The sequence below is a fragment of the Rhizobium sp. BK312 genome (assembly GCF_014193605.1).
In the GTDB taxonomy this organism is placed as follows: Bacteria; Pseudomonadota; Alphaproteobacteria; order Rhizobiales; family Rhizobiaceae; genus Rhizobium.
This window is the reverse complement of the sequence record NZ_JACHZP010000001.1, coordinates 415,172-434,322: the sequence shown is the minus strand read 5'-3', so window position 1 is coordinate 434,322 and position 19,151 is coordinate 415,172. Positions and strand designations below refer to the sequence as shown.

The following is a 19,151-nucleotide window of genomic DNA, read 5'->3' as shown; positions in this document are numbered from 1 at the left end:
TCTGCTGACGATCCGATCATTTCCAGAGGTCTCGCTCTCATAATAACTTATCTTAAATCCCCTGTGATACTCGGGAAAGAGCCGCTGCTCGGGAATTGGAAAGAGAATTCCACCAAGGCTGGCTCGATGCTGATATCTCCCGCACCTGTAACATCAAGAACGACCGATCATGGCGTAAAGTTGTCGTGAACGCTACCATGATGGTCATTGGCATTCGGTAACTGAAATGCAGATTTTTCCCTTTGTTTTTACGTGCTCCGGGGCGAAAACCGCTTCGCACTTTTTGCTGAAGTGCTCTAAAACATCTCCGAAATCGGGGAGTGTAGATTCATGAGCACCGAACAGAAGCCCGTGGAAGATTTGAGCGAAGAGGAAGCGGCCGCAGCGCTTGCCTATTTGGCTGCAGAGATCGCGCGCAACGACGCACTTTATCATGGCAAGGATGCGCCGGAGATTTCGGATGCCGAATATGATGCGCTGAAGCGGCGCAATGATGCGATCGAGGCTCGGTTTCCCGCATTGATTCGCGCTGATAGCCCCTCGCGCCGGGTCGGTGCCGCACCCTCGGAGACCTTTGCGCCTGTCGTCCACGCAAGGCCGATGCTCTCGCTCGACAACACCTTCTCGCAAGAAGATGTCGAGGATTTCGTCGCCAGCGTCTATCGCTTTCTCGGTCGCCTGCCTGATAATTCCATCGCCTTCACGGCGGAGCCGAAGATTGACGGTCTTTCCATGTCCATCCGCTACGAGAACGGCCGCATGGTGAGCGCCGCGACGCGCGGCGACGGCACGACAGGCGAGAATGTCACCGCCAATATCAGGACCATCAAGGAAATCCCGCAGACCTTGCCTGCGGGCGCTCCCTCGGTCGTCGAGGTGCGCGGTGAGGTCTATATGGCCAAGAGCGACTTCCTGGCGCTCAACGCGCAGATGGAGGCCGAAGGCAAGCAGACCTATGTCAATCCTCGCAATACGGCCGCCGGATCGCTGCGCCAGCTCGACGCGAAGGTGACGGCCAGCCGCAAGCTGAAATTCTTCGCCTATGCCTGGGGCGAGATGTCCGACATGCCGGCGGATACGCAATACGGCATGGTGCAGACCTTCAAATCCTGGGGCTTTCCCGTCAACCCGTTGATGGAGCGCTTGAATTCGGTTGCCGATATTCTCGCGCATTACGATCAGATAGGGCTGCAACGGCCGGATCTCGATTACGATATCGATGGCGTCGTTTACAAGGTCGACAGCCTGGAACTGCAGGCTCGCCTTGGTTTCCGCTCCCGCTCGCCGCGCTGGGCGACCGCGCATAAATTTCCGGCGGAACAGGCATTCACGCGTTTGGTCGATATCGATATCCAGGTCGGCCGCACCGGCGCTCTGACGCCGGTCGCGCGCCTCGAGCCGATCACCGTCGGCGGTGTCGTGGTGACCAATGCGACGCTTCACAATGCCGACTACATCAAGGGCATCGGCAACAAGGGCGAGCCGATCCGCGATGGCCGCGATATCCGCGTCAGTGACATGGTGATCGTCCAGCGCGCAGGCGATGTCATCCCGCAGATCGTCGATGTCGTGCTGGAAAAGCGGGAAGCCTCGAGCGCGCCCTATGAATTCCCCAAAGTCTGCCCGGTTTGCGGAAGCCACGCGGTGCGCGATATCAATGAGAAGACTGGTAAAGTCGATGCCGTCACACGTTGCACCGGCGGGTTCATCTGCCGGGCGCAGGCGACCGAGCATCTCAAGCATTTCGTTTCACGCAATGCCTATGACATCGAGGGTCTGGGCTCGAAGCAGATCGATTTCTTCTTCGAGAGCGAGGATCCGGCGCTACAGATAAAGACCGCGCCTGACATCTTCACCCTGGAAAAGCGTCAGCAGACATCACTGACGAAGCTGGAAAATATCGATGGTTTCGGCAAGGTCAGTGTTGGCAAGCTTTATGCCGCGATCAATGAGCGGCGCCAGATCGCCCTGCATCGCTTCATCTTCGCGCTCGGTATTCGCCATGTCGGCGAGACGACGGCGAAGCTTCTGGCGCGTTCCTACGGCACCTATGCGGCCTTCGAGGCAGGGATGAAGGAAGCGGCCCCCCTTAGCGGTGACGCATGGAACGACCTCAACAATATCGAGGGCATCGGCGAGGTAGTGGCGCGCGCCATCGTCGAATTCTACAAGGAGCCGCGCAATACCGAGGTCATCGCGAAGCTCCTGGAGGAGGTGAAGCCTCAAGAAGCGGAGCAGCCGGTGACCTCGGGCAGTCCGGTGGCCGGCAAGACCGTCGTCTTTACCGGCTCTCTGGAAAAATTCACCCGCGACGAAGCCAAGGCGAAGGCCGAGAGCCTGGGCGCCAAGGTTTCCGGCTCGGTGTCGAAGAAGACCGATATCGTCGTGGCGGGGCCGGGCGCCGGCTCGAAGCTGGATAAGGCGCGCGAGTTCAATGTCCAGGTCATGACCGAGGACGAGTGGCTGGATTTGATCGGCTGACGATCGGAGCGGCGGAAATCCCGTCCGCCGCGCCTTGATTGCTCAGAATTTTAGCCGTGCCATCGTGAATGCATCCACATATTCGCCATTGCGGAAACCGAAGGCACGCAGCCGGCCTTCGGTCTCGAATCCGAATTTTTGGTAGAGCTTGATCGCTGGCGCATTGTCGACATAGACGGTCAGTTCCAGCCGCTTGATTGCCAGCCAGTTGTCTGCGGTATCGATGAGGGCGCCCAACAATGCGGAGCCGATGCCGCAGCCCGTAAAATCGTCATGCACGCCCATACCAATACTACCGCTGTGGATCCGGCGGCCGGCAAGGCGGTTCAGGCCGGCATTGCCGACAATCCGCCCGTCAAGCACGGCGACAAGGCCGGTCGAATTGGGCGATGATTTCTCCAGCCAGTGCCGTGTTTCCTCGACGCTTTGAAAGGGCAGGCGAAGCGTGCCGGCGCGAAAGCCGGGTAGATTGGCCATGGCAGCAATTCCTTCCGCGTCGGATGGGTGCGAGGCACGAATCTCTAAAGCGCCAATCTTGCCTGATCGTCGTTTGGCGGGTTCTTGCTCTTTGAAAGACATGGGCTCTCCTTGATATTGATGAGGAGAGCAAGGAGGCTTCAACCCTGCTCGCCTCGGCAGGGTTGAGATGGATCGCGGTCAGCTTAGCGCAACACAGCTTCCACTCGCCCTGCAAAGGGAGAGATGGTGTGAAGGTGCATTACTGTGGTCCGGTTTGCGATCATGGGCGGATGATCCGATGTGGCGCGGAGGTTGTCAATCGTTCCTGGATAAATCCTTCGATTGCCGTGTCTTTGAGGCGCAATGCGATTGCCTCGTCTGCATGCTACTTGACAGGCAACCATTTGGTTGCTTATAAGGTCGTAAAAGGCAACCAAATGGTTTCGTATCCGTGGATGATGATGCAGTCTTCAAGGCGCTGGCGGATGCCAGCCGGCGGCAATTGCTCGACAGGCTTCATGAGCGGAACGGGCAGACCCTGAACGCCCTCTGCGAGGATTTGGACATGAGCCGACAGGCAGTCGCCAAGCATCTTGCCATTCTGGAGGAGGCCAATCTGATTTCCTCGGAGAAGCATGGGCGAGAGAAGCTACATTTCATCAACGCGGTCCCGATCAACGGCATCGCCGAACGTTGGATCAACAAGTTCGAGCAGCGGCATCTGAATACGCTTTCGGCCTTGAAAAAGGCGCTGGAAGGCGAGGGCGGGCAGTGAGCTCAAGAACAGAGGAATAAAACGAGGAGAAATGGCATGACTGGAAGCAAATTCGTCTACGTCACCTTTATCCGCACCACCCAGGAAAAGCTCTGGTCGGCGCTGACCACGCCGGAATTCGTCAAGCAATACTGGTTCGACATGATCCACGAGACCGAGTGGAAGATTGGATCGCCGTGGAAAATGCTCTTTCCGGATGGCCGCGTTGCCGACACTGGAGAGATAGCGGAATTGGACCCGCCACGGCGGCTTGCCATCAAATGGCGCAACGAGTGGCGCCCTGACCTGAAGGCTGAAGGTTGGTCGCGCTGCGTGATGGAGCTGGAGCCGGCGGACGGTGTTGTGAAGCTGACGGTGACGCATACAATCGAGGTCGAGAACTCGAAGCTGATCGAAGCCGTTTCCGGTGGGTGGCCGAAGATCCTGTCCAACCTTAAATCGCTGCTGGAAACCGGCACGGTCGCCATCAGTCAGAAGTGAAATGATGCGTTATCCTGCGTGTTTCCGGACGCCGTTGCTTTGACGGCGTCCTCCTGGCGACCTGCGGCCTGCTGTTGGCGAGGCGTGGCCGCTCGGAGATGGATCTCTTCATCTTGCAACGATCGTGAGCCATCTTACCTTAGCCGTGCCGCTCTTGCTCTGGCGGCTGTTGTTGGAGGATGATCGATGCGTTCACCCAAACTTTCTGCCGCCATTGCCGCGTCTCTTCTGGCTCTGGCGCCCGTTTCCGCTTCCGCCGAAATTGTCGGCAAGGTGGGCGTGGACTGGACGGGCAATGATATTCTGGTCGATGCCGTGCCGGACCCTGAAGTCTCGGGCATCACTTGCCACGTGACCTATTTCGACCGCAGCGTGATCGACCGGCTGCGCAAGGGCAACTGGTTCGAGGACCCTTCCAACAATTCCATCGCCTGCCGTCAGACCGGTCCGATCGAGATCGGCGATATCAACCTGTCCCAGAGCGGTGAGGAGGTATTTCGTGCCGGTCTGTCGCTCATCTGGAAGAAGCTGGTCGTCACCCGCATTTACGACAAGAAGAATGACACGCTCGTCTATCTTATCCATTCGCGGCAGCTGACGGATGGCTCCGCCAAGATGGCCATTTCGACGATCCCCTTGTTCGGCCAACAGGTTACATGGAAAAACGGCAAGCCGAAATAATGGTATTACAATACCGAAAAATAGCTCGTAGAAAGATAACACCAAAAAAAGTCATACTCTTGGGTTGTCGAATTCCTTCTGGTTGCTTTCGGTTTGCACCTTTTTGATGCAATTTCAAAAGCGAACGGGAAGGCGACTCTCGCCTCTGTTCACGGCCTGCAATACCGCGTCCTTGGCTACACCCCTGCCAAAACCGGTTATACAAAAAGCGACCGCCCTGGAGTTCCGCTCCAGGGCGATCTGTTTTGTAAGCCGACTATTGAAATTAGGCTGCCTGCGCCAACTGATCCGCAATGACCGTATCGAGGTTGAGGAAGCAGACCATGGTCTTTTCCAGCGCCACGATGCCGCGGCAGAAGGCGCGCTGCCCTTCGGGGATGATTTCCGGAGCCGGCTGCAGATCTTCGCTCTTGATGGTCATCATGTCGGATACCTGCTCTACCAGGAGACCGACGAGCTTGCCCGCAATATCAGTAACGATGATTGCGGAGCGCTCCGAAGGTTCCGTCATCTTCATGCCGAGGCGGCAGGCCATATCGATGACCGGGATCACCGCACCGCGCAGGTTGATGAGGCCGAGCACGTAAGGCGGTGTATGCGGCATCGGCGTCACCGGCGCCCAGCCGCGGATTTCGCGGATGGCCATGATGTCAATGCAGAACTCCTGGTCGCCAAGATGAAAGGAGACGATTTCCAGATAGGCGCCCGATTGCTTGATGGCGTTCGTCATGTTCGAGAACTTCCCGTTTGGCATCGCCGCAAGCGACGCTCGCGATTGAAAAGAGAGATCGGCTGGAGCGGCTTGGGCAGCGTCAGCATCCGGTGCTTTGGCGACAAAGACGCCTTGCTTCCGGCGGGCGTCATGCCCTTCTGGGATAAAGAGGTTCGCCGCGCTTTCGGGCGGTGGCCGAAAGCGAGTTCGACCGTTGAAGCCGATGTTGGCGCGGACTGGTTAGGATTGATTTAACATCCATCGGGATTTTATCTCTCAGGCCTCAGAGGAGTGGCAAAATGGAGTGAACAAGGCTCGGAAGATCACCGAACCGCATGCTGCGACGATTTCGGCCTCCTCTGAACATCTTCTTGAATTGCGTCCTCCACTTCGAGCCGCTACATCGGCTAGGAGGGCGATCGCACTGCACTTTCGGTGCGATCGTCCGTATTGGTAAGGAATAGCATTCATGAGAAGCGTGCGGATTGCAGTTTGGGTGGCCGTGTTGATCGTGGCCGGACTATTGGGCTGGTTCAGCTTTGGTGGCGGCAAGTCGCCGGAGGTTGCGGCATCCGGGCCTTATGGTGTCCCCTTCACGCTCGTTTCACAGAGCGGCCAGCCGATCAGCGAGCAGGCATTTCGCAGCAAGCCCTCTGCCGTCTTCTTCGGCTACACGCATTGCCCGGATGTCTGTCCGACGACACTGTTCGAGCTGAACGCCTGGCTGCAGAAGGTCGATCCCGATGGCACCAAGCTCAATGCCTATTTCGTGACCGTTGATCCCGAACGTGATACGCCTGCCATCATGGACCAATATGTCTCCAACGTTTCGAAGCGCATTACCGGCATTTCCGGTGATCCAGCTAAGGTGATGGACATGGTCAAAGGATTCCGTGTCTATGCCAAGAAGGTGCCGGTCGACGACAAGCAGCCAAATGGCGACTATACGATGGATCACACCGCTTCCGTCTTCCTGCTGGATTCGCAGGGCCGCTTTGCCGGAACCATCGCCTATGAGGAGGACCCGGACGTGGCGGTGAAGAAATTGGAGAACCTAGTCAAGAAGGGATAGGACCTGCATGGGCGAGGGGATTGGCGGACAGGGAAAATCCAGATCCATTCTGATCGTTGGGGCCGGGCCTGTTGGTCTTGCCGCCGCTCTCGAACTTGCCCGCCGCGGCTTCTCGCCACGTATTGTCGATGACGGCACTGGGCCGACGCCTAAGGAAGAGAGCCGCGCGTTGGGTGTCAACGCCCGCACGCTGACGCTGCTGTCTCCCTCTGGCGTTGCGGAGCGCATTATCGCCGCTGCGCAACCGATCGAGCGCTTTCGCGTCCGCTCGAATAAGAAAATTCTGATCGGGCTGGATACGCGAGAGGTAAAAGGTCGCTTCAGTGCTATTTGCGCCCTGCCGCAGGGCAATACCGAGCGCCTGCTGACGGAGGCGCTTTCAGCCTATGGCATCTCGCCCGAATGGCAGACGGCCGTGGTTGCAGAAGCCATGGTAGACCTTCAAAAACCGGAGGTCACGCTGCGCCGAGCCGATGGTACGTCGGAAACAGCGCGGCCGGATATATTGATCGGTGCTGATGGCGCCCATTCTGCGGTGCGCAAGGCATTCGGCGCCGGCTTCCCGGGCGAGGCGCTGGAGGCTTATTTCTATCTTGCCGATTTTCGCTATGCGGAGCCGGTCGATACGCATTTCGGCGAGATATCGCTCTTCGATCCCGGCATGGTCGGCCGCCTACCTGTCTCGGACGGCATCATTCGCTACATCTCGACGCTGGAGGATTTCGAAAGCCGCATCGCGCATCCGGCTGCGGTTTCGGAAAAGACCTGGGCCTCGCAGTTTCGCATCCACTTCCGGCATGTCGAGCCGATGGCCAAGGGGAATGTCTTTCTTGCCGGCGATGCCGCGCATATTCATTCGCCGGCCGGCGCGCGCGGCATGAATCTCGGCATCGAAGATGCCTGCTGGCTTGCGTGGCTCATTGCGGAAGGCCGCGAACAGGAGTATTCGGCCTTGAGAATTCCCGCCGTCAAGCAGGTCTTGAAACAGACCTATGGCCTGACACGATTGGTGACGATGCAAAACCCGCTGGCAGTTGCGGCGCGAAATTTCCTTGCGCCGCTGTTGCTGCGCTTTGGCCCGGTCCGCCGGCAATTGCTTCGGGGTGTGGCCGGCTACGACACGCCGAAACCGCCCTGGATCGACTGGGCCGAATAAGAACGAGAAAGAGCGACGAGTTGAGCGAAATCCGCCTTTATGTGACGACGAACGAGAAGAAGGCCGGGCAGGTTCTGGACCTGATGACGCCTGTGTTCGAAGACGAAGAATTGCCGATCGCAACGACGGAGATCGACGAGAAGAACGATGTCTGGGAAGCATCGATCTATCTCTACGCAGCGGATGAAGATGAGGTCCGTGATCGCTTCGAAGCGCTCCTGAAGCCGACTTTCGCCGATCTCGTCATTCAAAAGGAAGTGCTTCCCGATATCGACTGGATCGCCAAGTCGCTGGAAGGGTTGAAGCCTGTGCGTGCCGGCCGCTTCCTCGTGCACGGCTCGCATGATCGCGACAAGGTCGGCTCCAGCGACATTGCCATCGAAATCGAAGCAGGACAAGCTTTTGGCACTGGTCACCATGGGACGACTGCTGGCTGCCTTGAGACGATCGAGAAGGTTGTTGCGAGCCGCCGCGTGCGCAACGCGCTCGATCTCGGGACGGGCAGCGGCGTGCTGGCGATTGCCGTGCGCAAGCTGCGCAACATTCCGGTTCTGGCGACCGATATCGATCCGATTGCCGTCCGCGTCGCGAAGGAAAATGTCCGCAGCAACGGCATCGCCTCGGGTGTCACGCTGGAGACGGCACCGGGATTCCATTCCACGGCCTTTTCCCGTCATGGACCGTTCGACCTGATCATCGCCAATATTCTGGCGCGTCCGCTCATCAAAATGGCGCCGCAGCTTGTGGCGCATCTGGCACCGGGCGGTTCGGTCATTCTGTCGGGTATTCTTGCCGAGCAGCGCTGGAAGGTTCTCGCTGCCTATAACGGCGCGCACCTGCGGCATGTGCGCACGATCTGGCGCAACGGCTGGGTCACCATCCACCTCGACCGGCCTTAAGCCGGTCACTTCCCGCATCAACAATTGCAAAAAATAAAAAAGGCGGTGCCGAAGCACCGCCTTCAGATCGGTTTTCGCCGATCTTGCCCGCGAGCGTGTGGAGGAGGAGTGCTCAAGCGGGCTCTAAGCGTTCTGATCATAATCCGAGGGAGGAGGAGAACCGGATTGCGATCGACTTGGAACGCGTAGATCGTAAACTTGTTAGCGGCGACCGCCGCGGCTGGCACCGATTGCCTTTGCGGTTTCGACTTCGAGCTGACGAAGCGAGCCGACGGAATGGCGTACGGTGCGACGCTCGCCAGCCAGCGCCGGGCTAACATATGCGGAGCGAGAGATAGGCATTGTCTTAAGTCCTTGGTTTTGAGCTGGTTCTTCGTGAACCCCGTTTGATGCCGGCGATATAGCGACTCGCCCGTCGGCGTGGCAGGGGGGCGGCTTCATGGGAGCTATGCGTAATATGCATGTTTCATGCCGTGAAGTTGTCATAATCGGACTGACATGCTCACGAAATGGGCGGATTCGTTAACGGCCCGACATGAGATAAACTACTCTCATCCGGTGTGATATTGCAGTCATCGTACATAGCGTCTTAGAGATCGAAAATCACGTCGCACTTCCGATCGTGATGCTCTAACATACTGGCAATATTCAGTTTCACGAACTCTCCATCACTACCGGATCAGCCCATGTTTCAGTCTTTCGACGTCACTTCCACCCCGCAGTTCGGCCGCGAGCGTGTTACCGGTTTGCGTGCTGCCTTCGACGATCTCGGCATTGACGGCTTGCTCGTGCCGCGGGCTGACGAGTATCAAGGCGAGTATGTGCCCAAATGCTCGGAGCGTCTCGCATGGCTCACGGGCTTCACTGGATCGGCAGGTGTTGCGCTTATCACACACTCTCAGGCCGTGGTTTTCGTGGATGGCCGTTATGTGACTCAGCTTGCCGAACAGGTGGATCGAAGCGTCTTCACTGGAGGCGATCTGGTGAACGAGCCGCCGCATGTCTGGCTGCCGCGTCACGCGAAGAAAGGTTTCCGGCTCGGCATCGATCCGTGGCTGCATACGGGTGCCGAAGTACGCCGACTGGAAAAGGCCTTGGCCGAGATCGACGGCAAGCTCGTCTTCCTACCCCATAATCCGCTCGACAGGCTCTGGACCGACCGGCCGCCCGAGCCGCTGGGCAACGTTATCATTCAGGATATCGCCCAGGCCGGTATCCTCGCCAAGGACAAGCTTGCGACGATTGCGAACGGCCTCAAGGAAAAAAACCTCAAGGCGGCGCTGATTACCGATCCGTCCTCTGTCGCCTGGATCTTCAATATCCGCGGCAGTGACGTGCCGCACACGCCGCATCCCTTGGCCCGCGCCATCATCTATGCGGAAGGTGAAGCGGCGCTCTTCCTCGACAAGCGCAAGACCAAGGTCGAGGCCGAAGCCTATCTCACGCAGATCTGCAAGCAACTGCCGCCGTCGGAACTTACCAAGCGCGTGGCCGCTGCGGCCGCGAATGGCGGGCGCATCCTGGTTGATCCGGATCTTGCCTCCTACGCTCTGACCAACATCATCCGTCGTGAAGGTGGAGAGGTCGTGGAGGGCAATGATCCCGCCAAGCTGCCGCGTGCCTGCAAGAATGCTGCCGAAATCAACGGATCGGCCGCGGCGCACCTGCAGGATGGCGCCGCCATGGTCGAGTTCCTTTACTGGCTGGAGACAAGCAAGCATGGAACGGTGACGGAAATCGCTGCGGCGGAACGGTTGGAAGCTTGCCGCGCCCGCGTCGGCGAAAGCATGCAGAATCCGCTGAAGGATATCTCTTTCGATACGATCTCGGGTGCTGGCGAACACGCGGCCATCATGCATTACCGCGTGACCACGGCGAGCGACCGGTTGATCCAGGCCGGCGAACTGTTTCTGATCGATTCAGGTGCGCAATATATCAACGGTACCACCGACATCACCCGTACAGTTGGCATCGGTGCCGTCTCCGAAGAGCAGAAGCGCCTCTTCACGCTGGTATTGAAGGGAATGATCGCCATCAGCACGGCACGTTTCCCGAAGGGTACCCGTGGCTGCGATCTGGATCCGCTGGCACGCATCGCGCTGTGGAAGGCGGGCGTCGATTTCGCCCATGGCACAGGCCATGGCGTCGGCTCCTATCTCTCCGTCCATGAAGGCCCGCAGCGCATTGCGCGCCTTGCCGTGCAGGAGTTGCTTCCCGGCATGATCCTGTCCAATGAACCCGGCTATTATCGCCCTGGTCATTTCGGCATCCGCATTGAAAACCTGATCTACATCCGCGATCCGGAGGAGATCGAGGGAGGGGACATGCCGATGCTGGGCTTCGAGACTTTGACCTTCTGCCCGATCGATCGCAGCCTAGTCCTCGTCGAACTGCTGACGCATGAGGAGTTGCATTGGCTGAACGAGTATCACGCCCGGACGCGCGAAGCGCTGATGCCGCTGATCCATGATCACGACGTACGGGCGTGGCTGGAAAATGCCACGCTCGAGCTTAGCCATTGAGAAATATGGACCCCACCCCTTTGAAAAAGGGGATGGGGTCCGTCTCAAGCGCCTATGGAATGGCGCCATGCCATGACGACGATCCATCCGGTAACGAGCATGTAAGTCGACGGGTAGCGCAGGCCGACGAGAAGAGCTGCGAGCATCGCCACCTTGATATCCCACCCGCCGATAAAGAAGGCGGGTGCGACGAGGGTCGTGAGTACAGCGGCGGGCACGGCATTGAGCGCTGCCTCGACGCGCGGCGGAATGCGGGTCATCTTGACGATCAGGATATAGCCGCCGATGCGCGTCAGAAAGGTCACCACGGCCGCAGCCGCAATCAGCAACACCATATGCGAATTGAAATCGAACATGGTCAGACCTCGTGGCTTTCGTGCGCGATATCAGGCTTGCGATTCGCTTTGACCGGCGGCAGCATTGCGGCAAGCGCGACGCCCGCCAATGCGCCGATGCTGACATGCCAGGGTGAGCCCACATAACGATGGGCAATGGCCGATGCCACGGCGCTGACGGCGACGACGGGCAGGAAGTTGTCGCGCGTGCGGAAGCCCATGACAATGCCGAGGAAATAGACCGGCAGCAGAATATCGAGGCCGATGGCTTTGGGATCACCGATGAAACTGCCGAGAAGACCGCCGATCAGGCTCACCATCACCCAGGGAACATAGATCACCGCCGCAAAACCGATGTACCAGGCGAAAGTCACCGGCTTGCCGCTTTCATGGCGCTTGATCGTCTCGGCGAATTGCGGATCGACCAGCAGGAAAAAGGTGAAGAACTTCTCTACAGCGGAAAAGTGTCTGATATAGCGAGCGATCGCTGCCGAATAGAGCACATGGCGGAAATTCACGGCGAGGATCGACAGCACGATGAGCCAAGCCTGAACATTGTGGCCGAAGAGATCGATCCCGACCATCTGGCTGGCACCGGCATAGACGGTGCCGCTCATCAGGGTCAGTTCGCCAAGGGACATGCCCTGATCGCGCGCCAACGCACCGAAAAGGGCGCCGAAAGGCGCTGCAGCGAGGCCGACGGGAATACCACCCTTCAAGCCTTCAAGAAATTCCGCGCGACTCATGGTCCGCTTTGTCCTTTGTGGAAAATCCGGTGCTTTCGTCCGGATGTTGTGTCGAGGGCGCGCATTCCGCATGGAAACAACGATGGTTGCATCCTTGCGCATTTGTTGCCGCGCTGTTCAATGGCGGGAGGTGTAAGCCGAGCTTTTGGAGCCAGCAATTGAATTTCCTTGATGGATCAATTGATTTCCTTGATCCAGCCCTTGGAGCCCGCTCGCAAAATGGGAGATGGAAAGATGAAGAAGATCACCTTTTCGAAGGAGGAGAAGGCAGCCACGATTGCACGCCTTCAGCGCTATTTCGCCGATGAGCTGGACCAGACGCTCGGCACCTTGCCTGCCGAATTCCTGCTCGATTTCTTCACCGCCGAGATCGGCCCTTACTATTACAATCAGGGTCTGCGGGATGCCCATGCGGCATTGATGAGCAAGATGGAGGATTTCGGCGAGGCGATCTATCTGCTTGAGAAAGAGCCGACCAAGAGCTGATGGCGCCTCATTTCTTCGGCGGGAAGGTATGCTCTAATGCCGGAAACGTGCGGGCCTTCACCTCTTCGGCATAGGCTTCAGCCGCTTTCGAGATCATGGGCGCCAGCTCCGCGAAGTGCTTGACGAAGCGCGGCTTGAAATCGTTGAACAGGCCGAGCATGTCATCGGAAACGAGGATCTGCCCATCGCAGGCGGCAGATGCGCCGATGCCGATGGTGGGAATGGCAACGGCGGCGGTGATCTCGCGGGCGAGCGGTTCGACCGTGCCTTCGATGACCATGGCGAAGGCGCCGGCCTCTGAGATCGCCTTCGCATCGCGTCGGATCTTGGCAGCTTCCTTGTCCGAGCGGCCGAGCGAACGATAGCCGCCGGTCGTATTCACCTGCTGCGGCATGAGGCCGACATGGCCGAAGACTGGAATGCCGCGGCTTGTCAGAAAGGCAACGGTGTCGGCCATCTCTTCGCCGCCCTCAAGCTTCACGCCATCGCAGCCTGTTTCCTTCAGGATGCGGGCGGCATTGCGAAAGGCTTGTTCCTTCGATTCCTGATAGGAGCCGAAGGGCATGTCGACGATGACGCAGGCATGTTTTGCGCCGCGCATGACGGCCTGGCCGTGGGCGATCATCATATCCAGCGTGACGCCGACGGTCGTGTCCATGCCGTAGAGCACCATGCCAAGGGAATCGCCGACCAGCAGCAGGTCGCAATGCGGATCGAGCAGACGGGCAATCGGTGTCGTATAGGCCGTCAGGCTGACGATGGGACGGGTCCCCTTCATCGCTTCGATGGCCGCCGGCGTCGTGCGCTTGGTATGTCCGACGGTGCTCATTTCAGGCGACCCCTTCGTTGGCGGATTTGCTGCCAATAACCCGGTTGTCGAGCAAGCGGGTGGTGCCGACGCGGACGAACAAGGCGATGAGGATCCGCTGCCCCTGCAGTTTGGTCAGCGGTTCCAGCGTTTCGGGATGACGAACGGCGGCGACTTCCACGGTCGCGAGTGGCTCCCTTTCGATGAAGGCGCGGAGCGCCTCTTCGAGTGCTGCTGGATCGTCCGCGCCGAGATCGTAAAGCCTTGCGGCTTCCGACAGTGCCTGGGGGATAATAACAGCGGCGGCACGCTCTTCCTTCGACAGATAGACATTGCGCGAGGAGAGAGCCAGGCCATCTGCATCGCGAACGGTCGGTACCGGTACGACCCGGACAGGCTGGGCCAGGTCCTCGACCATGCGGCGGATGATCGTGACCTGTTGATAGTCCTTCTCGCCGAAATAGGCGCTGTCGGGCTGGGCGATGTTAAAGAGCTTGGTGACGACGGTGGCAACACCGGCGAAGTGCCCCGGACGAACCGCACCTTCCAGCTCCGCCCCGAGCTTCGGCACGTCGACCACCGTTTCCATCGGTCGCGGATACATGTCGATGACACCGGGTGCGAAGAGAAAATCGACGCCGGCGTCACGCAGCATGGCACTATCCCGCTCGAGATCGCGCGGATATTTCCCCAGATCCTCATTGGCGCCGAACTGCAGCGGATTGACGAAAATGGAGGTGACGACGACGTTGTTCTCGGCTTTTGCACGAGAGACCAGTTCCATGTGACCGGCGTGCAGATAACCCATGGTCGGCACCAGGCCGATTTTCCTGCCGGCTTTGCGGTGTTCGCCAAGCCGTTCGCGTAGAGCGGCAATCGTGTGAACGATCTCCATCGTGGCACTCCTCCCCAGGCAATGCCGTTTCCGTATCGCCGGTTTCCATCCCTCAAAATTGCCGGGACTTCTAACGTGTGCAGTGCAAAAAGGCAATTCGCCCGCGCCACCGGCGACGGTTTCGCTTTCAGGCTATAAGGTTCGCAGGCCAACCCAAGGCGATTTAATCTCCGCTGTTGTGCTCCAAACGGTATCACTCTCCCAAGGGGTGCCTGAGAGAGCGAAAACGAGATGATGCTGTTTTGTGTAGAGGCTAGACCGAGCGGGTCAGGCCGCCATCGACTTTGAGGTTTTGGCCGGTGATATACCCAGCGCCATCGGAGGCCAGAAAGGCGACGGTGGCGGCGATCTCGGCGCTGGTGCCATAACGCTGCATCGGCACGCTGTCGCGGCGCTCTTCGGTCGCCGGCAGGCTGTCGATCCAGCCGGGCAGGACATTGTTCATCCGCACATTGTCGGCGGCGTAGGTGTCTGCAAAAATCTTCGTATAGGAGGCAAGGCCCGCACGGAATACCCCCGAAGTGGGGAACATTGCAGATGGCTCAAATGCCCATGCCGTGGAGATGTTGATGATCGCGCCGGATTTCTGTTTCTGCATGATGGGGGCAATGAGGCGCGTCGGACGGATGACATTCATGAGATAGACATCGAGGCCGGTGTGCCATTGCTCGTCGGTGATCTCAAGGATCGGGGCGCGCGGACCGTGGCCGGCGCTGTTGACGAGCACATCGATCCGCCCCCATTTTTCCATCGTCGCATCGACCAGGCGCTTGAGATCGTCATTCGACTGATTGGAGCCGGTAACGCCGATGCCGCCAAGTTCCTGAGCCAGTGCCTCACCCTTTCCGGAGGAGGAGAGGATGGCGACATGGAAGCCATCGGCGGCAAGCCGTCTGGCGCTTTCGGCGCCCATGCCGCTGCCGCCCGCCGTGATCACTGCCACTTTTTCTATCGACATTTTCGGTTCCTCCTTCATCTTGTTCTGCTAGAACTGATTGCCTCGAAATTATCGATGAAATATCATCGTCTTCGCGCGAGAGCGAAGCAGATAAACTCCTGTTTGCCAGTAGAAAAACTATCGCATGAATGGTTCACCCAGTAAACTTCCCTCGCTGAACGGTCTGAAGGCATTCGAAGTGGCCGCGCGCCATTGCAGCTTCAGGCTCGCGGCCGAGGAGCTTAGGGTTACGCAGGGCGCCGTAGCGCAGCAGGTGCGCGGGCTGGAAGCCGAGCTTGGCGTAAAGCTGTTCGAGCGAATGCCGCGGACTTTGGCGCTAACGGGCGAGGGACGGGCCTATATCGCCGATATCAGGCGTGCCTTTGAAATTATCGCACAAGCGACTGGCGATCTCAGGCCGCAGCCCGTCAGGCTCACCATCAGCACCACGCCGACATTCGCATCGAAATGGCTGATTCCGCGCCTGCCGGATTTTACTGCTCGTCATCCCGATCTCGATCTTCATATCCTTGCGACGGAACGCATGTCAGGCTTCCAGGCTGATGGAGTGGATCTTGCAGTGCGCTACGGGCGACCACCTTTCGGGCCGGGGCTGGCGACTGAACTGCTCTTCGAGCAAGAGATCATTGCCGTTTGCAGCCCGGCATTGCTGCAGGACCGAAAGCCGCCGAGGACCGCGGAAGAGCTTGTCGATTACGCGCTTCTTCATGATGCCCATAATTCCTGGCCCGAATTCATCGACAAGCATTTCGGGCGGGCGGCTCACGCCTCCTATAAAGGGATCAGCTTCAACCAGACATCGCATGCGATCGAAGCGGCGATCGCCGGGCAGGGAATCGTTCTTGCCAACCGCGATTTCGTGGCGCGAGATATGGCGGAAGGTCGCTTGACGCAGGTTATCCAGGGGTCGCTAAGTGGTTCATCCGACTTCTATCTCGTCTGGCCGCGCTATCGCAGATCCGCAGCCCTTGAGACGGTTATCGCCTGGATGAGAGGAGAAGCGAGCAGGAAATAAGGGATACCGCTCGCCTAATGTTGGGAGCAGGTTTTTCAGGAATGAAATGCCCCCGGTTTTCGAAGACGGCCCATCAGGCGCGGTCGCGCTGCCGAATGCTGCAATTGTCCTTCCGGGGTTAGCGCTTTCCTCAATCTTTTCCTGTTATCTGAAGCCATGGCGAAGATCGTGGCATTGGCTGCATATTTCTATCAGGCTGCGGTGGCTTTCGGGCTGCTGATCGCTGTGGCGCATCTGCTGACGCCAGCGGATTATGCCGCCTATTCGCTGTTCATCTCGATCAGCCAGTTTGCGGCGATCCTCTGCTTCGAATGGGTTCGCTTTGCCTGCAGCCGCTTCTATCCGGGGCAGGGGCCTGGGAGCGAGGCGCTGGAGCGCAAGGCGCTGACGGTAGAATTCTCGGCATGCTCGGCAATCTGCCTGATCGCCGCTTCCGTCTCGATCTTCTTTTCTGTCTCTGCAGAGATTGCCGTGCTTGGCGGCCTGGTTGCGATCTTCCAGGGTGGCAGCGACCTGCATCTTACCATGCTGCGCTTTCGTCAGGAATTTCGCGTCTTTTCGCGGCTGCAGGGTTCGCGTGCGACGATTTTGGCGATCGGTACGCTTGCGGGCGCGACGATTGCCCCGACTTTCACATGGACCGTCGCCGGTCTGATGGCCGGCTATCTTGCCTATGGGCTCCTTGCCGCATTTCTGACCCGCAACAGTCTTCACGAGGCGGCTTCGTTCGAGAAGGCGCGGGTACGTAAGCATTTCGTCTATGGCAGCGTCGCCGCGAGCGCCTCCGTTATCGGCATGCTGACGCCGCTGGGATTGAAGTCCATCCTTACGGCCATGTTGGGAGCGGGTGGCGCTGCCGGCGCACTTCTGGCGCTTGATCTGCTGCAGCGACCCTTTATCCTGATCGTCTCTGCACTGCAGGCCATTCAATATCCCGATGTCGTTACGACCTATGATCGCGATGGATCGACGCCTGCATTCACCAAGCAGCTCGGAGAATATTATTCACTGCTGACTGGTCTGACGCTGATGACGGCCACCGGCATTTTCGCGCTATTGCAGCCGGTCGGCCAATTGGTCATCGCGGCTGGTTTGCGCAAGGAGTTTCTTGCCGTCGCCCCCTTTGTCATCGGCCTTGCGACCTGCCGTGCGCTGACGGCCAATATGCTGCCCACCCCTGCGCATCTACAGCACCGGTTGCTGACGATCTTTCTGCTCGCGGCACTGGATTGCGTGTTGCTGAATGCGGGCACGATCATCGGCGGCTATCTCGGCTCTTATGATGATGCTGCGCTTATGGCCGGTGGCATGATCGGTGCGCTGTGCGCCATGGTGATCGGTGTGAAGGTGATGATGTCCCTTGCCTTCGATTTCGTCTGGCCGCCCGTTATCTTGTCCGCCATCGGGCTCGTCCTGCCGGTGCTGGCGACGATCGGCTTTGGGTACTCGCTATGGATATTCGTGGCCGGGGGCGTGGTTGGCGGCGCGCTCTTCTGCCTGCTCGGTCTCTATAGCTATTTCGTCATCATGTTCCGGCGGCAAGCTCCGCTATAAAGCTTCAAAGCGTTTCCAGCATGGAGAGGACGCGATCCGCGCTGCCGTCCCATGAAAAGCGCTTGATGTTCTCGTAGCCGCGCCGGCGCAGATCTTCGCGGAGCGTCTCATCCGTCACGATCCTGCGCATGGCATCGAGGAGCTCGTCCTGTCGGAATGGATCGAAGTAGAGTGCGGCGTCGCCCGATGCTTCGCGCACCGCAGGAATATCAGCCGCAAGCACCGGGCAGCCTTGAGTCATTGCTTCCAATGGCGGGATGCCGAAACCTTCGTAGAGGCTCGGAAAAACGAAAGCCGTGGCATGGCGCTCCAGCGCGGCGATTTCCGCGTCGGCGAGCCGGCCGGGGAAGAGCAGGCTGTCGTTTGATTGCTGGCTGTCCGATTTGAACACGGTCGGTGCGGAGCCGCCCACGACGACGAGCTTCTGATTGGTATCTTTGAGCGCCTCGAAAGCGCGGATCGCGAAATCGAGGTTCTTGTTGGGTTTCATCGTTCCCACAAGCAGGAAGAAGCCGTTCGTCTTCAGGCCAAGCCGCAGCATGACGGCCTCATCCGGCTCGATGGCGGCATAGTGATCGACGGCATTGTAGACGACGTCGATACTAGTCGATGGCACCCGGAAGACGGAGGCGAGCTCCTGCCGCGAGAACTCCGAGACGGTGCCGATCTTGGCGGTGCGTGTCAGCACGGTTCCAAGGGCGCCATGCAGCAGGCGGTAGCTGCGCTTGAAGGACTGCGGATGGCGGAAGATCGTCACGTCATGAATGACGACAGCCTGGCGGCGATGCAGAAGCGGCCCGCTGCCGCCGAAGCCGATGAGCCGGCTGCCGCGCGAGCGTGAAAGCAGCGACGTCTGCTCCCAAACGTGACCTGGCCCAGCGCCGAATTCGTCGATTTCGATAGCGGAGAGCTTGAGATCGATAGGCGTGTTGCGCGGCACGGCCAGCCGCCAGCGCACGCTTTTCAGAGAGGCTGGCAGGGCGCCCGCGGAAATCTTGCGGTCGAGTGCCAAGGTGAGCTCCCGCGCAAAGCGCTGCACGCCCGAAAGGGGCTGGCCGAGGAAACGCCCGTTGATGACAATAGATTGCACGCGCAAAACCCGATATTTCATTGATCG

The 19,151-nt window shown here is 58.9% G+C and carries 20 protein-coding genes; 11 read left to right on the top strand and 9 right to left on the bottom strand.

The features are described from left to right. Positions 1-330: 330 nt before the first annotated feature. The gene (gene ligA, locus FHT85_RS02105) at positions 331-2,481 is read left to right on the top strand and encodes an NAD-dependent DNA ligase LigA (RefSeq protein ID WP_112411694.1); all 2,151 of its coding nucleotides are present in this window, start codon (positions 331-333) and stop codon (positions 2,479-2,481) included. Between the two features lie 42 nt (positions 2,482-2,523). Here the strand turns inward: ligA and FHT85_RS02100 are convergent, their stop codons facing one another. Further along, complete coding sequence (locus tag FHT85_RS02100) at positions 2,524-3,060, bottom strand: GNAT family N-acetyltransferase (protein WP_112411695.1); 537 nt, start codon at positions 3,058-3,060, stop codon at positions 2,524-2,526. A gap of 331 nt (positions 3,061-3,391) precedes the next feature. On the opposite strand from FHT85_RS02100, the gene FHT85_RS02095 reads away from it, so the two are divergent. From FHT85_RS02095 to FHT85_RS02085, 3 genes are all read left to right on the top strand, one after another. Next, positions 3,392-3,715, top strand: a complete 324-nt coding sequence (locus FHT85_RS02095; protein WP_112334510.1) for an ArsR/SmtB family transcription factor — start codon at positions 3,392-3,394, stop codon at positions 3,713-3,715. A gap of 36 nt (positions 3,716-3,751) precedes the next feature. Continuing rightward, positions 3,752-4,195: an SRPBCC family protein gene (locus tag FHT85_RS02090; RefSeq protein WP_112411696.1), complete on the top strand. Its 444-nt coding sequence runs from the start codon at positions 3,752-3,754 to the stop codon at positions 4,193-4,195. A 186-nt stretch (positions 4,196-4,381) separates the two neighbouring features. Then, positions 4,382-4,876, top strand: a complete 495-nt coding sequence (locus FHT85_RS02085) for a CreA family protein (RefSeq protein WP_112411697.1) — start codon at positions 4,382-4,384, stop codon at positions 4,874-4,876. Between the two features lie 265 nt (positions 4,877-5,141). Here FHT85_RS02085 and FHT85_RS02080 read toward each other — a convergent pair whose 3' ends face one another. Then, on the bottom strand, positions 5,142-5,606 hold the full coding sequence (locus tag FHT85_RS02080; RefSeq protein ID WP_015340333.1) for a chemotaxis protein CheW: 465 nt from the start codon (positions 5,604-5,606) through the stop codon (positions 5,142-5,144). A 451-nt stretch (positions 5,607-6,057) separates the two neighbouring features. On the opposite strand from FHT85_RS02080, the gene FHT85_RS02075 reads away from it, so the two are divergent. The 3 genes from FHT85_RS02075 to FHT85_RS02065 are packed head-to-tail and all read left to right on the top strand — an operon-like array spanning position 6,058 to position 8,715. After that, a complete protein-coding gene (locus FHT85_RS02075; protein WP_015340331.1) occupies positions 6,058-6,660 on the top strand; it encodes an SCO family protein in 603 nt (200 codons plus the stop codon). A gap of 7 nt (positions 6,661-6,667) precedes the next feature. After that, positions 6,668-7,816 (top strand): FAD-dependent oxidoreductase, encoded by a 1,149-nt coding sequence (locus FHT85_RS02070; RefSeq protein ID WP_112411698.1) that lies wholly within the window; start codon positions 6,668-6,670, stop codon positions 7,814-7,816. 20 nt (positions 7,817-7,836) lie between these two features. Continuing rightward, complete coding sequence (locus FHT85_RS02065) at positions 7,837-8,715, top strand: 50S ribosomal protein L11 methyltransferase (RefSeq protein ID WP_112411699.1); 879 nt, start codon at positions 7,837-7,839, stop codon at positions 8,713-8,715. A 201-nt stretch (positions 8,716-8,916) separates the two neighbouring features. On the opposite strand, the gene FHT85_RS02060 is transcribed toward FHT85_RS02065, so the two are convergent. Further along, the gene (locus FHT85_RS02060; protein ID WP_162711788.1) at positions 8,917-9,057 is read right to left on the bottom strand and encodes a hypothetical protein; all 141 of its coding nucleotides are present in this window, start codon (positions 9,055-9,057) and stop codon (positions 8,917-8,919) included. Between the two features lie 344 nt (positions 9,058-9,401). Here FHT85_RS02060 and FHT85_RS02055 point away from each other — a divergent pair, with 344 nt between their 5' ends. Further along, a complete protein-coding gene (locus FHT85_RS02055; RefSeq protein WP_112411700.1) occupies positions 9,402-11,237 on the top strand; it encodes an aminopeptidase P family protein in 1,836 nt (611 codons plus the stop codon). 44 nt (positions 11,238-11,281) lie between these two features. Here the strand turns inward: FHT85_RS02055 and FHT85_RS02050 are convergent, their stop codons facing one another. Together FHT85_RS02050 and FHT85_RS02045 are read right to left on the bottom strand one after the other, a co-directional pair. Continuing rightward, on the bottom strand, positions 11,282-11,593 hold the full coding sequence (locus FHT85_RS02050; protein ID WP_112334517.1) for an AzlD family protein: 312 nt from the start codon (positions 11,591-11,593) through the stop codon (positions 11,282-11,284). Between the two features lie 2 nt (positions 11,594-11,595). Beyond that, entirely contained in the window at positions 11,596-12,318 is a 723-nt protein-coding gene (locus FHT85_RS02045; protein WP_112411753.1) for an AzlC family ABC transporter permease, read from the bottom strand. A 234-nt stretch (positions 12,319-12,552) separates the two neighbouring features. Between FHT85_RS02045 and FHT85_RS02040 the strand changes: the two genes are divergently transcribed. After that, entirely contained in the window at positions 12,553-12,804 is a 252-nt protein-coding gene (locus FHT85_RS02040; RefSeq protein WP_112411701.1) for a DUF2164 domain-containing protein, read from the top strand. Positions 12,805-12,811: 7 nt separating this feature from the next. On the opposite strand, the gene panB is transcribed toward FHT85_RS02040, so the two are convergent. The 3 genes from panB to FHT85_RS02025 all read right to left on the bottom strand — a co-directional run bounded on the left by panB (position 12,812) and on the right by FHT85_RS02025 (position 15,465). Continuing rightward, positions 12,812-13,633 (bottom strand): 3-methyl-2-oxobutanoate hydroxymethyltransferase, encoded by an 822-nt coding sequence (gene panB / locus FHT85_RS02035; protein WP_112411702.1) that lies wholly within the window; start codon positions 13,631-13,633, stop codon positions 12,812-12,814. Position 13,634: 1 nt separating this feature from the next. Further along, on the bottom strand, positions 13,635-14,507 hold the full coding sequence (gene panC, locus FHT85_RS02030) for a pantoate--beta-alanine ligase (protein WP_112411703.1): 873 nt from the start codon (positions 14,505-14,507) through the stop codon (positions 13,635-13,637). Between the two features lie 253 nt (positions 14,508-14,760). Beyond that, positions 14,761-15,465 (bottom strand): SDR family oxidoreductase, encoded by a 705-nt coding sequence (locus FHT85_RS02025; RefSeq protein ID WP_112411754.1) that lies wholly within the window; start codon positions 15,463-15,465, stop codon positions 14,761-14,763. A 124-nt stretch (positions 15,466-15,589) separates the two neighbouring features. Between FHT85_RS02025 and gcvA the strand changes: the two genes are divergently transcribed. Both gcvA and FHT85_RS02015 read left to right on the top strand, forming a co-directional pair. After that, positions 15,590-16,480: a transcriptional regulator GcvA gene (gene gcvA, locus FHT85_RS02020; RefSeq protein WP_112411704.1), complete on the top strand. Its 891-nt coding sequence runs from the start codon at positions 15,590-15,592 to the stop codon at positions 16,478-16,480. Positions 16,481-16,648: 168 nt separating this feature from the next. Next, positions 16,649-18,034: a hypothetical protein gene (locus tag FHT85_RS02015; protein ID WP_312861320.1), complete on the top strand. Its 1,386-nt coding sequence runs from the start codon at positions 16,649-16,651 to the stop codon at positions 18,032-18,034. 4 nt (positions 18,035-18,038) lie between these two features. Here the strand turns inward: FHT85_RS02015 and FHT85_RS02010 are convergent, their stop codons facing one another. After that, a complete protein-coding gene (locus tag FHT85_RS02010) occupies positions 18,039-19,124 on the bottom strand; it encodes a glycosyltransferase family 4 protein (protein ID WP_112411755.1) in 1,086 nt (361 codons plus the stop codon). Positions 19,125-19,151 lie beyond the last annotated feature (27 nt).